We start from the raw sequence: 14,375 nt of genomic DNA, 5'->3' as shown, positions 1-14,375 counted from the left end.
GATAACTATGATGACCCATCTCTCTGCTTCCGATTCACGATGCCGCGTTGCTTTCTTGGGGCCGCGGGGCACGTTCACCGAGCAAGCGCTACGGGAATTCATGGCCGCCGGGCACGTACCGCCGGCTGCAGAAACCGTGGAGGTGGCAGCGCCGGGCGTCGCCCTAAAGATGGTGAGGGAAGGCCAAGCCGATTTCGCCTGTGTTGCCCTAGAGTCCAGCGTGGATGGGCCAGTGGCACAAACTGAAGATGCGCTGGCGGCGGGAGAGCGACTGCAGATTTACCACGAAGTTATCGTGCCTGTGGCATTCACGATCATGGTGCGGCAGGGGATGGCGCCGGAAGACGCGCGGACGATCACCACACACCCAGTGGCAGAAGCGCAGGTGAGGCAATGGATTGCCGAGCACCTGCCGCATGTGACTTTCGTCCCCGCGAGCTCGAACGGAGCGGCTGCACAGATGGTGGCTGAGGGGCGGGCCGATGTGGCTGCGGCCCCGGAACGCGCCCGGGAAATCCATGACTTGGAGGCGCTGGCGAAAAACGTCGCGGATGTTCCCGGCGCGCACACCCGGTTCGTCTTGGTGGGCAAGCCAGGGGCGCCCACCCCGCGGACAGGCAATGATCGCACCGGGGTGGCTTTCGTCCTCGAAAACCAGCCGAGCAGTTTGTTGGATGCGTTGACGCAGCTTTCGGGACGCGGAGTGGATATGTCCCGCATTAGTTCGCGGCCGTTGAGGGGTGCGTTGGAGGCAGCGAACAGTTCGGGCAGTTTTGGCGCGCCGGGTATCACCGAGGCAATGGGCGCGCTGGGCGCTACGACCGTGACAGCCGGCGAGAGCCTGCCGATGGCGGGGCATTACGTATTCCACGTGGGTGTGGTCGGGCACATTGACGATGCGGCCGTGGCCGAGGCCCTGGCCGGCTTGCACCGGGTTGCACGCCACGTGCGGTACCTCGGCAGTTGGCCGGCCAGCGAGGATGTGAAGAACCGGCACCAGGGCTCGGCACCACCGAGTTTCACCGAATCGGTCACCTGGGTCGACCGTCTCAAGCAAGGGGAGGATTAATCACCGTGACCAGTTCTGTTCCAAACGATGCACCACACACCGCGACGGATTTCGCGGACGTTGTAGCCAACGCAACTCCGCAGGCCGAAGCCGTAGGTGTGCGCCGGTTGTTCCTCGTGCGCCACGGCCAAACCACGTCCAATGCCATCCACGCGCTAGATACTGCCCTGCCCGGCGCGGACCTCACGGAACTCGGGCGTATGCAGGCCACCGAAGCTGGGACAACGCTAGCGGAGCGAACCCAGCGCGCACGCATTCTTTCCAGCCAAGCGGCCCGTGCCCAGCAAACCGCCGTCAATGTTGCCCACGCTTTTGCCGCTGCGGGCGGGCACGTAAGCGGGGTTGGCCGGGATGGTAGCGAGGCTTTGCCTTCTGCTCTTTTGTTGGACGACGCCACTGCGCAGCACATGATCAAATCTCCCCATGCCACCGCCGCAGCCGCGGGCGAGGTGCGTGCTTTACCCGGTGTCGCCGAAATTGCGGCCGGGGATTACGAGATGCGCAATGATGAGGACGCGCACGAGCATTATCATCGCATTCTCGGCGAATGGCTGTATGGCCAGCGCACCACGCGGGTGCCGGGCGGGGAGACTGGAGAGGAAGTCCTGCTGCGTTACCTGAAGCCCTTGTTGGTGGCTTTGGCGGAACACGCAGAACGCGGGGAGGAAGATCTGGCGCTGGTGAGCCACGGAGCCGTTATCCGTTTGGCTGCGGGATTGCTGGGCAACGTGCCCGGGGAGTGGGCTTTCGGGCACTACCTGCCGAATGCGCACATGGTGGAGTTGGAAATCCCGGAGAAGTTGCCCGGGATCGTAGAGGGGCACCCGGATGAATTAGAGGCACTGACTGGGACATTCCGCCTGCGTGCATGGGGGTTGCACGGTACTCCGGAATAGAAACCGATGAGTTCTGCGTATTTGGGCACATAGGTTCCGTACGGGAAACTAATCTTTTTAGGTATGAGCTTTCTTAGCGGGATCCTAAAGAAGAACAAGTCCAATGCTGCCACGGATGGTTCGCATGGTGGCCAAAGAAACCAGGCCCTCGACGGTAACCAGAGGGAGCGGTCCCCACGGGTCGTACTCATCACCGGAGCAGCCTCCGGGCTGGGGTTGGAACTCGCCAAAAATTACCTCGCTTTAGGCGAACGGGTGATTCTCACCGACTTGGCCCCAACGGCACCTTCCAGCGTGGCCGGCCTGGAGGGCAATTGGGAATACCACCAGCTGGATGTCACCAAGGAAGAAGACTGGCAAGCAGTATCTGCCGAGGTCCCAGCCTTAGACATCCTCATCAGCAATGCTGGTATGGCCATCGGTGGCCGGATCACGGAAACGTCGATGGAAACGTGGCAGCGGGCTATCGATATCAACCTGCTGGGTGGCGTGCGCGCGCTGCAGACCTTCGTTCCCAAGATGAACCGCGGGGCTCGTGTGGTTCTTACCGGCTCCTCGGCAGGTTTGGTGCAGCCCCCGGTGATGGCGGCGTACAACGCCACGAAGAGCGCCGTTGTTGGCCTGGCCGAAGGTCTGGATGCGGAACTGCGCTACCGCAAGATCAGCGTTTCGGTTCTTTGCCCCGGATTCTTCAAGTCCAACCTGGCAAGTTCGCTCACAGGGGACGACGCCCACGCGGATCAGATCGCCCGAACCCTTTTGGAGAAAACTTTCCTCACCGCCGAGGTTGTGGCGCGCCGTTCGGTCAAAGGTATCGAAAAGCGCCGTGTGATCATTACCCCGGATTTCTTCTCGGCTTTCACATGGTACGCCAAGCGCTTCAACCGCGTACCGACCTTGGTCATCACGCGTTTGATTGGCGGCTACGTGGGGCGCAGGGCCTAACCCCAGCCGCTTTCATGGAGCTAATGACGGTGTATTACCCAAGCGAACCCCGTCTGGCTGGGCGGCTTAACCCCAGCCGCTTTCATGGAGCTAATGACGGTGTATTACCCAAGCGAACCCCGTCTGGCTGGGCGGCTTAACCCCAGCCCAGTTCGTGCAGGCGGTCATCGTCGATCCCGAAGTGGTGGCCAAGTTCGTGGATCACGGTGATTGCCACTTGTTCCACGAGCTCTTCTTCCGTATCGCACACGTCTGCTAGCGCTAAGCGGTAGATGGTGATTTTATCCGGCAGGGCAGAGGTATATTCACTGGTCCGCTCGGTGAGGGCCACACCTTCGTAGAGTCCGAGTATGTGTGGACTTTCCGGGTTGTAGTCTTTGGTGACGATCGCAACATTGTTGACGTTATCGATGAGCTGCCGGGGAATACGGCGCAATCCCGCATCCACAAGCTCCTCGAAGCGATCAGGGTCGATATCAATTGCCAACGACGGCTCCATTGGTAGCTTGATTAGCGCCGGCACCGGTATCGGCTTCTGGGCCGGCTTGTCCGGCCGTTCCAGCGGCTCCCGCGTTTCCAGGGGTGGAACCGGCACCGTCGCCCGGCTTGCGCAGCGGGTTGCGCTTAGGTTGCTTGGCGGGTGGCTGGCCGTCGATCGTGAAGCTCTGGCGCACATCACCTTGCAAGGTGGCGAAACTGCCACCGCTCTTTCCGAACGTCAGCGCGCAATTCACTGATCGTGAGCCCGCATCCCACGACTGCTTCTGCAGGGTCGTCCAGAATGGTGCCAGCGTGGAGTTGTATAGGGCATCGTCGCCGCCGAGGTATTCACGGGCAGCATCGGTGCACACCTTATTCAAGTGTTGGTTTTGTTTCTCGACGCCCGGCCATGGGCCCGAGAACGTTTTGCTGAGGTCCACTAGTTTTGTCACCTGCCACGAGTGTGGCCGGTCGCAGGTTGTCTCGGTGGTGGTATTGCCCTTCACGAGAACGCAGGTATCGGGCTTGGATACCCGCGATTGATCTTGTTGGGCGGCTAACCCGCGAGTCTCCACGGCACGGCTTTCTTCGTCAATCACCATGACACCGCACAGCATCGTGCGGTCACCGGCTGCCCAGGCGGATTTAGGGGGCAGAATCGGAGCGATGGAATAGCGCCCTTCCGGATCGAGTTTGCCCTTGAGGTACTTGAGTGTGGGACCCACGCACAGCTCATTTGTGAGCTTTTCCTGGCGGGCTTTGCCCGGTGGGCGGGATTCGGGTCCGAATTCACTGGTGGGATACGTGCCCAAGTCTTCGCGTGTAGCGACCTCAAAACGGTGATTTTGCGCACAGTCAACAGTGGCGAAATCTGTGTTGGCCCCTTTGGGCCCCGGCATCCAGTTAACGCAGGCCCCTGCCTGGGCATCGGTAAACGCGGTGGGAACGGGGTCAGCTGCCTTGGACTTGGAATGAATAGCCGGGGTCAAAGGAGTGCCACTTTCGGGCGCGTTAAACAGGAACGCGCCGGCGCCTACACCACCGCATAGGGCGGCGAGCAGTGCAGTTGTCGTGCATCGCATGCGCTTGGTCCACGTGGCTTGACTGAGGGTCATCCTGCTTCTTTCTCAACGGGTGTTGTTTGACTATAACGCCAAGACGGCTAATCCAAAGCCCAAGGCCGTTGTTGGGTTACAGTGTAGTGGCGAAGGTCGCGTTGGCCTATGCCGAGCGCCGTGAGTTGAAGACCTCAGCATAATTGACGAGTAGCAGTGTAGTGGCGAAGTTCGCGTTGGCCCATGCCAAGCGCCGTGAGTTGAAGACTTCAGCACACTTAACAATTAACAGAGTAGTAGCTGGGCGCGGGGAAACGTTCTACCGCTAAAGTGAACAGCATGATTGATCTGAAGCTCCTGCGCGATAACCCCGACATCGTCCGCGCTTCCCAGCGCACCCGTGGTGAAGATCCTGCCCTTGTGGATCAGCTATTGGAGGCCGATGCGCGCCGTCGCGATGCGATCACCGCCGCCGACTCCGCCCGAGCAGAGCAAAAGTCCTTCTCCAAGGCCATGGGACAGCAAATGCGCACCGCTTCCGATGAGGAGAAAAAGGCGCTGCGCGAGCAGGGCAAGGAAAAGGCCGAGGCAGTAAAAGCACTTGAAGCTGAGCAGGCCGCCGCTGAACAGGCCGTTCACGACCTGCAGATGAAGCTCTCCAACGTGGTCGAGGAGGGCGCTCCCGCCGGTGGGGAGGACGACTTCGTGGTTCTGGAGCATGTGGGCGAGCCCACGGAGTTTGGTTTCGAACCTAAGGACCACCTGGAGTTAGGAGAATCGCTTGGGCTGATCGATATGAAGCGCGGTACCAAGGTATCGGGTGCGCGTTTCTACTTCCTTACCGGCGACGGCGCTCTTTTGCAGCTGGGTATGTTGCAACTAGCCGCGCAAAAGGCCGTGGAACATGGATTCACCTTGATGATCCCTCCGGTATTGGTCCGTCCCGAGGTCATGGCTGGCACTGGCTTCCTGGGCGCCCATGCCGATGAAATTTACCACCTCGAAGAAGACGACATGTACCTTGTCGGCACCTCCGAAGTTGCCTTGGCTGGCTACCACTCCGATGAGATCATCGACTTGAACAACGGGCCCGTGCGCTACGCAGGTTGGTCCTCTTGCTTCCGTCGTGAGGCAGGGTCGTATGGCAAGGACACTCGCGGAATCATCCGTGTTCACCAGTTCGACAAGCTCGAGATGTTTGTTTACTGCAAGCCCGAGGAAGCCAAGGCTGTCCACCAGGAACTTCTCCAGATGGAGAAGGACATGCTGGCGGCCGTCGAGGTCCCATACCGCGTGATCGATGTGGCTGGCGGAGACTTAGGTTCGTCCGCAGCGCGTAAATACGACACCGAAGCGTGGGTACCAACACAGGGCACCTATCGCGAGCTCACCAGTACGTCCAACTGCACGACTTTCCAGGCTCGCCGTCTTAAAACGCGCTACCGCGATGCTGATGGAAAGGCACAAACGGCTGCGACGTTGAACGGCACGTTGGCCACGACCCGCTGGTTAGTGGCCATCTTGGAAAACAATCAGCAGGCCGACGGATCTGTGCGCGTCCCCAAGGCCCTACAACCATTCGTAGGTAAAGAAGTTTTGGAATCAAAGAAGTAATCTCAATACTCATGGCCAAACTTAAAGACCGCTTTATCCGTCTGCCCGAAGGCTTCGCTCCTGCGCCCAACCACCGCGAGGAAGCCCGGGAATTCCCCTATTCCCGGCCGATCATCTCCATCGCGAAGAAATGGATGGACTGGGTTCAGAAACTCGACGTCGTCATTCTTAACCCAGAGAACATTCCTGCTACCGGTGGCGCGATGATCGCGATCAACCACACCGGTTACTGGGATTTCGTTTACGGTGGCATCCCCGCGCACTTCAACGGCCGTCGCCTAGTGCGGTTTATGGCGAAGAAGGAAATTTTCGACGTCAAGGGAGTAGGCGCGCTCATGCGTGCGATGAAGCACATCCCCGTTGACCGCGCCGATGGGCAAGCTAGCGTGGATGAGGCCATCCGCCGCCTGCGGATGGGGCAGCTGGTGGGCATTTTCCCAGAGGCCACCATTTCTCGCTCCTTTGAAGTCAAAGAATTCCGGCAAGGTGCTGCCAAAATTGCTTTCGACGCCAACGTGCCGCTCATCCCACTGACCATCTGGGGATCACAGCAGGTGTGGACGAAGGGGCACAAGCCCAACTGGCGGCCGAAAAATGCAAAACTCGTGTTGATTGTGGGCAAGCCGGTGGAGGTCACCGCAGATTCCGCAGCAACTACCGATCGTTTACATAAGGCGATGGTGGAGCAGCTGCAGGAAAACCGTCGCATCTACGAACAAGAATTTGGCCCCATGCCCAAGGGCGAATACTGGGTACCGGCCAACATGGGCGGAACTGCCCCAACGCTGGAAGAAGCCACGGTCAAAGACCGGGAGGACCAGGCCGAACGCAAACGCAAGAGGGCGGAGGCGCAGGTTCGGGCAGAGCGGCGTCGAGAAGAAGAAAAGAAACAACTGGCCGTGGCACCCGCCTGGAGAAAACCCGTGATACGCCTGCAGCAACGGTTGAACCGCAAAAACAAATAAACGCTAGGAGTTACATAGGCGATGCAAGGGCCAATATGGAGGCCAAAATTGGTGGTCAGCGATGTGGACGGCACACTGCTAGATCACCGGGAACGAGTATCGCCTCGCATGCGCGCCATTATCGATGACATGGCACGCCAAGGCACCGCGTTCACACTTGCCACTGGCCGCCCCGCGCGCTGGCTACTCCCAGTGCTGGAACAGATCAACGTGCGCCCCATAGTGGTGTGCGCGAATGGGGCCGTAATCTACGACAGCGCATTGGACCGCGTGGTGCATGCCGAAAGTCTTTCACCGGAAGTGCAACGGGACCTCGTGGAATCGCTGCAAGCCGTTGACCCCGAGTGGGGTTTCGCGGTCGAACGCGTTGGTCGTAGTGCTTTCGACCGGGAAAACGAGCTGTTTTGCGTAACCCCCAACTACGATCACGCGTGGATTTCCGATGAGCACACCACCGTGCCGCGGGAGCAGTTGGTATCTATGCCCGCGGTCAAGCTTCTGGTACGTGACCACAGGCGAAGCTCCGCGGCACTCTACGAAGCGGTGGCGCCATACATCGATCCCGCCCTGGCACACGCCACGTTTTCCTGGGAAGGCGGATTGGTAGAAATCAGCGCGCCGGGCGTATCCAAGCGCACAGCCCTGCAACGAGTGGCCAAGAGCATTGAGGTGCGCACCGAAGACATCATCGTTTTCGGGGACATGCCGAATGACTTAGAGATGCTGCGATGGGCTGGCACTGGGGTGGCTATGGGGAATGCACGTGACGAAGTCAAGGCAGCCGCGGATGCGGTCACCGCCACCAATGACGATGATGGAGTGGCTGAATATCTCACCCGCTGGTTCAGTTCTTCGGAAACCATGAGGGAGAACTAACCATGGCGACCATGGGCGAGGCTGTGCATCAGCGGGTCGAGAAGATCCGCGCACACCACGAGAAGCTGAAACGGCACCCGAGGTTCGGTTTCCTAGTGCGCCCCCTCACCTTGGTTGTGGGCTGGATTATGACCGTCCTGGGAATCATCGCGATTCCATTTCCCGGTCCCGGTTGGCTCATGGTGTTTGTCTCCATCGGCATTTTGTCCCTGGAATTAGAATGGCCGCACCGGCTGCTTAGCTGGTCAGTGCGCAAATACGACCAGATTGATACGTGGTTCAAACAACTGCCGCTGATTATCAAGGGCCTGATCGGTCTTCTCCTGCTGATTATTACCTGGTGCATCTTCGCCTTCCTGTTTTGGGCGGGATGGAAACTGGGAATGTTGGATTGGACTCGCCCTTGGCTACAGCCCGCCGTGGATTGGCTTCCCGACTGGCTGGGGTTGAAGTAGCCACACGCGCGGCGTCGTCCCAAAGAAAAGCCCCGGAGTGCCTGCCCTGCGAATGCCGGCGTGCCGGGTAACCTTGGCGCCATGAGTGATAAAGCGAAGTACGACCTCATTGTTGTTGGCACTGGCCTGTTCGGACTAACCGTGGCTGAACGCGCCTCGACGCTTAAGGGAGCGCGGGTGCTGATGATTGAAAAGCGCTCGCACCTAGGCGGCAATGCTTACTCCGAGCGTGACCCGGAAACCAACATTGAGGTACACAAGTACGGCGCACACCTGTTCCACACGTCCAACGAGCGAGTGTGGGAATACGTCAACCAGTTCACGGAGTTCACGGACTACCAGCACCGAGTGTTTGCCATGCACGACGGCAACGCGTACCAGTTCCCCATGGGCCTGGGCCTGATCAACCAGTTCTTCGGCCGGTACTACACCCCAGATGAGGCAAAGAAACTCATTGAGGAACAACGCGGAGACCAAGATCCACACAGTGCGAAAAACCTGGAGGAAAAGGCCATCGCACTGATCGGCCAGCCGCTGTATGAAGCATTCGTGAAGCACTACACCGCCAAGCAGTGGCAGACCGACCCGAAGGATCTGCCGGCCTCCATCATCAGCCGCCTGCCGGTTCGCTACACCTTCAATAACCGCTACTTCAACGACACGTATGAAGGACTGCCCGTCGATGGCTACACCGCGTGGATGAACAAGATGGTGGAAAGCGACAATATCGACGTGCGCCTAGACACCGATTGGTTCGCCGTGCGTGAGGACATTCAGGCGGAGAACCCGGGCGCCCCCGTGGTATACACCGGTCCGCTGGATAAGTACTTCAACTACCAGGAGGGCGAGCTGGGTTGGCGTACCTTGGACTTCGAGACTGAGGTGCTGGATACGGGTGACTTCCAGGGCACCTCGGTGATGAACTACAACGATGCGGACGTGCCCTACACTCGCATTCACGAGTTCCGACACTTCCATCCAGAGCGCGAGGCGGAGCACGCCAAAGACAAGACGATCATCGTCAAGGAGTACTCCCGCTTCGCCGAGCGCGATGAGGAAGTGTACTACCCCATCAACACGCCCGAAGATCGTGACAAGCTACAGAAATACCGCGAGCTGGCCCAGCGCGAAACCGATGAGCACAAGGTGTTCTTCGGTGGACGTTTGGGTACGTACCAGTACTTGGACATGCACATGGCGATCGGATCAGCCCTGAGCATGTACGACAATAAAATCGCTGCGTTGCTGTAGGGAGGTAACCGGGAGCGGCGCCTAGTCAAGCCCAGTGCTCTCGGCCCCCTGTGTTCCCTGATCACGGCACCAACCCCTGCCAATGCCCGGTTTGGGCGTGGCGGAGGGCGCCCTCGGCGGGGCAATCGTGGATAATTGATGGGTAATACTGTCTACGTGGAGGTCCGCTTCCAGCCCATGGCTGCTCAAACTAAGTCTGAAAACATGAGTGCTCAAGCTCAGTCTGAATCGCGCGATTCCTTCGATCCAACCCGTCTAGCTCGGGTTATCCTGCCGAAGCGCGGTGAACCACGGGATGTGCGCTCGCTTTACATCGTGGAAGACGAGCAGTCCACTGCTGGACGTGTCACCGCACTATCCCGCACATCGTGCACTATTCCCGGTGGCACCGAGATCTCCTTCGAATCCTATTTCAACGCGTTCCCGGCCTCCTACTGGCGCCGCTGGTCCCAGTTAGATGACGTGCAGCTGCGCATCGAGCTCACCGGTGATGCACGCGTGGATATCTACCGTTCGAAGATCGACGGTTCGCGTATTGCCGTCACCGGCGATGTAGTGGAGACTGATGAATCGGGCCGGGGGACTGCGGAGTTCACCATCTCGCTGGCGCCGTTTGAAGATGGTGGCTGGATCTGGTTCGACATCACGTGCGAGTCCGCCGTGACCATTCACTCCGCTGGTTGGTACGCGACGAAACCGGCCGAGGGCCAGGTTTTAGTATCCGACGCCACGCTGACAGACCCTACGACCGGCGCAGAGAAGCGATACTCCGCGGGGGACGTTCTGCCGGTAGCCGAACCGCGCGTGACAGTGGGCATTCCCACGTTCAACCGGCCCACGGACGCGGTGGCGGCGCTCGAAGCACTGTCTTCCGACCCGGTCGTGGATGCAGTGATCGATGCCGTGATCATGCCGGATCAGGGTGATAAGCACCCCGCAGATGAGCCGGGTTTCCCTGCGGTGGAGGCCCACTTCGGCGACCGCCTGCGCATCTGCCCGCAGGGCAACCTCGGTGGCTCCGGTGGTTACTCCCGCATCATGTATGAGGCCCGGCACGCAGAGCGCGGCACGGATAGCCCATTCATTCTGTACATGGACGATGACATCCAGATTGAGCCGGACGCGGTCTTGCGTTCCTTGGCTGCTGCCCGCTACGCTACGTCGCCGATGCTGATCGGTGGCCAGATGCTGAACCTACAGGAGCGCAGCCACCTGCACACGATGGGTGAAGTGATCGACCGCGGTTCCTTCATGTGGACTGCCGCGCCACACACGCATTACGACCATGATTTTTACAAGCATCCCCTGCGCGATCGCGGATCATATGGCAACAATGCCTCCGGTGAAGAGATCGACTCCAAGGATCTACACCGTCGCATCGACGTGGATTACAACGGCTGGTGGATGTGCATGATCCCACGGGTCGTCGCGGAAACCATCGGTCAGCCCCTCCCGCTGTTCATTAAGTGGGACGACGGCGAATTCGGCCTGCGTGCGAAGGATGCAGGATTCCCCACCGCATCGTGGCCAGGCATTGCGATTTGGCACATGGCATGGTCCGACAAAGACGATGCCATTGACTGGCAAGCGTACTTCCACCTGCGGAACCGCCTGATCGTGGCTGCCATCCAGCACGATGGTTCCCCGCGCGGCATTATCACTTCGATGGCTAAGGCGACTGCCAAGCACCTTTTGTGCTTGGAATACTCCACCGTTGCTATCCAAAATGAGGCGATGAAGGACTTCTTGGCAGGCCCCGAACAGCTCTTCGGCATTCTGGATACTGCACTGCCACGCATCAACAAGCTGCGTAAGAACTACTCCGATGCCCAGGTGTTGCCCAGCGCTACCGCGCTTCCTGCGCCATCCGGTGGACCAGCAGGCCTGACCGAAATTCCAACCAACCCGGTTGCCAAAATAAAGACTCTCACCCGGGGGCTGCTGAACAACTCCCGTCCTGCCGATGCTCGCCATCACCACACACCACAGGTGAACCTGCCACCCATCGAAGCCCGCTGGTTCAGCCTATCCCGCGTGGATGGTGCTACTGTCACCACCGCAGACGGCAGGGGAGTGGTGTACCGCAAGCGTGACCGTGGCCAGATGATCGCACTGGCCAAGGATTCCGCCCGTTTGCAAAAGGAGGTGGCAGCCCGCTTCGACGAGATGCGTACGCGTTACCGCGCCGCACATCCAGAGCTCACCAGCCCCGAAGCATGGGCCAAGATATTCGAGCCGGCCCACGCCGCCGCGACGGGTACCACCACTGCTCAGGAGAAAAATTAACGTGAATACCGCGAATACCGTGAATACCGCCGCGGGCAGCACCAACACCGCGGACAGCGCCACGGGTAGCACCCACACCGCGAACAGCGCCGCGGGTAGCACCAACACCGCGGGCAGCACCCACACCGCGGACAGCGCCGCGGGCAGCACTAACACCGCGGGCAGCGCCCCAATCCCGGGCGACCCGTGGAAAGAATCTGACCTCCTAGTCGCGATTCAAAAAAGCATCTCCCACCAACCCGGTGTGTTGTCAACCGCTCGGTTGATGAGCTTTTTCGGCGAGCACGCCCTCGGATGGATGGCCCTGGCAGCCGCCGGATGCGCACTAGATAAACCGCGACAGAAGCAGTGGCTAGCCACGGGCGTGGGCGCCTTCTCGGCACACGCGGCCTCGGTGATCGTCAAGCGTATTATCCGCCGGCCTCGCCCGCACGATCCGCGTATCACTATTGGAGTGGGCACTCCTTCCAAATTGAGCTTCCCTTCGTCGCACGCTACGAGTTCCACCGCGGCGCTCGTCGGTACCGCTCAAACGATAGGTAGCCCGCTACCATTGGTAGGAGTTCCCGCGATGGCCCTTTCCCGTTTGGTACTGGGTGTGCACTATCCAACCGACGTCATACTGGGCAGCATTATCGGTGCCACCACCGCCGGTATCACGCGCAAGGTAATGCTCGGCTAAAGCGCTGGGCGTCGAATAAAAGAAGTAACAGGACAGGAGAAGAAACGGTGAGCGAACAGCAAAACCGTCCGGAAACCCTGCTTGGTTCCGAACCTCACACCTCGGGTCTGGAGCCCGAGCGTGGCCGGTCCGAGACGAGCGTCCCGACGGATACTTCGGGTCCGCGCGCACCGCGTAACCTGCCAGAGGCCATGGTCAAAGCACTGCGCCCGAAGCAGTGGGTGAAAAATGTCCTGGTTGTCGCAGCTCCGGCGGCGGCGGGCAGCTCCTCGCTGTTCCACGGTCGAGTGCTGCTGGACGTGGTGATCGCGTTCGTGGCTTTCTGCCTGGCGGCCAGCTCCATCTACTTGGTCAATGACGCGCGTGATGTGGAAGCCGACCGCGCCCACCCAACCAAGCGATTCCGCCCCATCGCCGCCGGTGTACTTCCAGTGAACCTGGCTTACGCGATGGCCGTGGTGCTGATTATTCTGGCGATTGGTGGCTCGTTCTTAGCGACCTCCGGGTCCAATTTGGCCATTGTGGTTACCGTGTACATCGCCCTGCAGCTGGGGTACTGCTTCGGTTGGAAGCACCAGCCAGTGATTGATATTGCCCTAGTGAGCTCCGGGTTCATGCTGCGTGCGATGGCCGGCGGTGTAGCGGCCTCTATTGTCCTGTCCCAGTGGTTCCTGCTGGTGGCGGCCTTCGGCTCCCTGTTCATGGCAGCCGGTAAGCGCTACGCAGAGTTGAAGCTATCGCTGCGGTCCGGCGCCAAGATACGCAAGTCACTCGAGAGCTACACCCCGACATACCTGCGCTTCGTTTGGACTCTCGCCGCGACTGCCGTGGTGCTGTGCTACGCGCTGTGGGGCTTTGATCTGTCCCAGCGTTCCGATGGTGCGGTGGCTGTGTGGTACCAGATCTCCATGGTTCCCTTTACCGTTGCAATCCTGCGCTACGCCGCGGATGTGGATCGTGGCGAAGGTGGCGCCCCCGATGAGATCGCCCTGAATGACCGCACCCTGCAGCTGCTGGCGCTGACATGGATTTTCACCATCGCTATGGCGGTATACATCGTGCCGGCGCTTTGAGTTGCTTGGCTTTAACCGGCGGGGTTTGAGTAGGGGAGCTGGACCTGGGCTCTCTTGAACGCCCCTGGGGCTGGTGTATTTGCGTTGAGCTTGGTGCTGGTTTTTTGCGTTGAGCCTGGGGCCGGTTTTCGCGCGCCGAGCCTGGAGCCGGTTTTCGCGTTGAGCTTGGGGCTGGTTTTCTCGCGTTGAACTTGGGGCTGGTTTTCTTGCGCCGAGAAACAAATGTGCAGCAGAAGTCCAACAAAAACGCGTCATTTTGTCAGAGTTCTGCTGCACATTGTGCGAACTAGTGCGTGGGCAGTGGTCTCCTCGTTAGATCGGCGCCACGCTGTGGCCTGCCCTGTTCGGCCACTGAGGCAGCATCTACCAAAACGCAGATCTCTATGCCCAGATCAAGGCCGTGGCCCCGCCAGAAGATGGAAGGGTCAGGCGGTGAATGCAGCATCTTCGGATGGGTCGAGGTTAAAGAATACTTCCCTCGGGGTCAGTCCATCTAGCACCACCCGTGGAGTGTCGTTGATGAGGTCTTCATATTCCTGGAGTTGCTCATGGGTCACCGTGGCAAGATCGGTGCCTTTCGGAATGAATCGGCGTAGCTCGGCATTAATATTCTCGTTACTCGGCCGCTGCCATCCATGGGGTGCCTCACACGAAGTCTCCTTTCCCATGTCCTGGCACTGCCCGGTCAGCAGCGTGTGGTGGGGGGTGGAGTATTGTCGCACCGTGAA

14 protein-coding genes are annotated in these 14,375 nt (G+C 59.7%); 11 read left to right on the top strand and 3 right to left on the bottom strand.

The window, feature by feature from the left end:
- Positions 1–10 precede the first annotated feature (10 nt).
- From pheA to HMPREF3098_RS00905, 3 genes are all read left to right on the top strand, one after another.
- A complete protein-coding gene (pheA, locus tag HMPREF3098_RS00915; RefSeq protein ID WP_235700845.1) occupies positions 11–1,069 on the top strand; it encodes a prephenate dehydratase in 1,059 nt (352 codons plus the stop codon).
- 5 nt (positions 1,070–1,074) lie between these two features.
- On the top strand, positions 1,075–1,965 hold the full coding sequence (locus HMPREF3098_RS00910; RefSeq protein ID WP_246815796.1) for a histidine phosphatase family protein: 891 nt from the start codon (positions 1,075–1,077) through the stop codon (positions 1,963–1,965).
- A gap of 63 nt (positions 1,966–2,028) precedes the next feature.
- The gene (locus HMPREF3098_RS00905) at positions 2,029–2,910 is read left to right on the top strand and encodes an SDR family NAD(P)-dependent oxidoreductase (RefSeq protein ID WP_083283870.1); all 882 of its coding nucleotides are present in this window, start codon (positions 2,029–2,031) and stop codon (positions 2,908–2,910) included.
- Between the two features lie 136 nt (positions 2,911–3,046).
- Here HMPREF3098_RS00905 and HMPREF3098_RS00900 read toward each other — a convergent pair whose 3' ends face one another.
- Both HMPREF3098_RS00900 and HMPREF3098_RS00895 read right to left on the bottom strand, forming a co-directional pair.
- Positions 3,047–3,397, bottom strand: a complete 351-nt coding sequence (locus HMPREF3098_RS00900; RefSeq protein ID WP_070433645.1) for a metallopeptidase family protein — start codon at positions 3,395–3,397, stop codon at positions 3,047–3,049.
- Positions 3,387–4,505, bottom strand: coding sequence for a septum formation family protein (locus HMPREF3098_RS00895; RefSeq protein ID WP_083283867.1), 1,119 nt, complete (start codon positions 4,503–4,505; stop codon positions 3,387–3,389). Before HMPREF3098_RS00895 ends, HMPREF3098_RS00900 begins: the two co-directional genes overlap by 11 nt.
- A gap of 279 nt (positions 4,506–4,784) precedes the next feature.
- Here HMPREF3098_RS00895 and serS point away from each other — a divergent pair, with 279 nt between their 5' ends.
- The 8 genes from serS (at position 4,785) to HMPREF3098_RS00855 (ending at position 13,647) form a co-directional block, all read left to right on the top strand.
- Entirely contained in the window at positions 4,785–6,059 is a 1,275-nt protein-coding gene (gene serS, locus HMPREF3098_RS00890) for a serine--tRNA ligase (protein ID WP_070433644.1), read from the top strand.
- Between the two features lie 11 nt (positions 6,060–6,070).
- Entirely contained in the window at positions 6,071–7,024 is a 954-nt protein-coding gene (locus tag HMPREF3098_RS00885) for a lysophospholipid acyltransferase family protein (protein WP_070433643.1), read from the top strand.
- A gap of 21 nt (positions 7,025–7,045) precedes the next feature.
- Complete coding sequence (locus tag HMPREF3098_RS00880; RefSeq protein ID WP_070433642.1) at positions 7,046–7,900, top strand: Cof-type HAD-IIB family hydrolase; 855 nt, start codon at positions 7,046–7,048, stop codon at positions 7,898–7,900.
- A 2-nt stretch (positions 7,901–7,902) separates the two neighbouring features.
- Complete coding sequence (locus HMPREF3098_RS00875) at positions 7,903–8,355, top strand: TIGR02611 family protein (RefSeq protein ID WP_070433641.1); 453 nt, start codon at positions 7,903–7,905, stop codon at positions 8,353–8,355.
- Between the two features lie 81 nt (positions 8,356–8,436).
- A complete protein-coding gene (glf, locus tag HMPREF3098_RS00870) occupies positions 8,437–9,606 on the top strand; it encodes a UDP-galactopyranose mutase (RefSeq protein ID WP_070433651.1) in 1,170 nt (389 codons plus the stop codon).
- Between the two features lie 204 nt (positions 9,607–9,810).
- Positions 9,811–11,892 (top strand): glycosyltransferase, encoded by a 2,082-nt coding sequence (locus HMPREF3098_RS00865; protein ID WP_070433650.1) that lies wholly within the window; start codon positions 9,811–9,813, stop codon positions 11,890–11,892.
- A 172-nt stretch (positions 11,893–12,064) separates the two neighbouring features.
- Positions 12,065–12,574 (top strand): phosphatase PAP2 family protein, encoded by a 510-nt coding sequence (locus HMPREF3098_RS00860; protein ID WP_070433649.1) that lies wholly within the window; start codon positions 12,065–12,067, stop codon positions 12,572–12,574.
- A 47-nt stretch (positions 12,575–12,621) separates the two neighbouring features.
- Positions 12,622–13,647 carry a decaprenyl-phosphate phosphoribosyltransferase gene (locus HMPREF3098_RS00855; RefSeq protein WP_070433640.1) on the top strand — a complete coding sequence of 342 codons (1,026 nt, stop codon included), beginning with the start codon at positions 12,622–12,624 and terminating at the stop codon, positions 13,645–13,647.
- A gap of 425 nt (positions 13,648–14,072) precedes the next feature.
- Here the strand turns inward: HMPREF3098_RS00855 and HMPREF3098_RS00850 are convergent.
- A partial coding sequence (locus tag HMPREF3098_RS00850) for a transposase (protein ID WP_371440929.1) occupies positions 14,073–14,375 on the bottom strand: 303 nt, incomplete at its 5' end.

Source organism: Corynebacterium sp. HMSC28B08, assembly GCF_001806865.1.
Classification (GTDB): domain Bacteria; phylum Actinomycetota; class Actinomycetes; order Mycobacteriales; family Mycobacteriaceae; genus Corynebacterium; species Corynebacterium auriscanis.
Note: the sequence above shows the minus strand (reverse complement) of the source record. Positions and strands in the feature narration are given on the sequence as shown.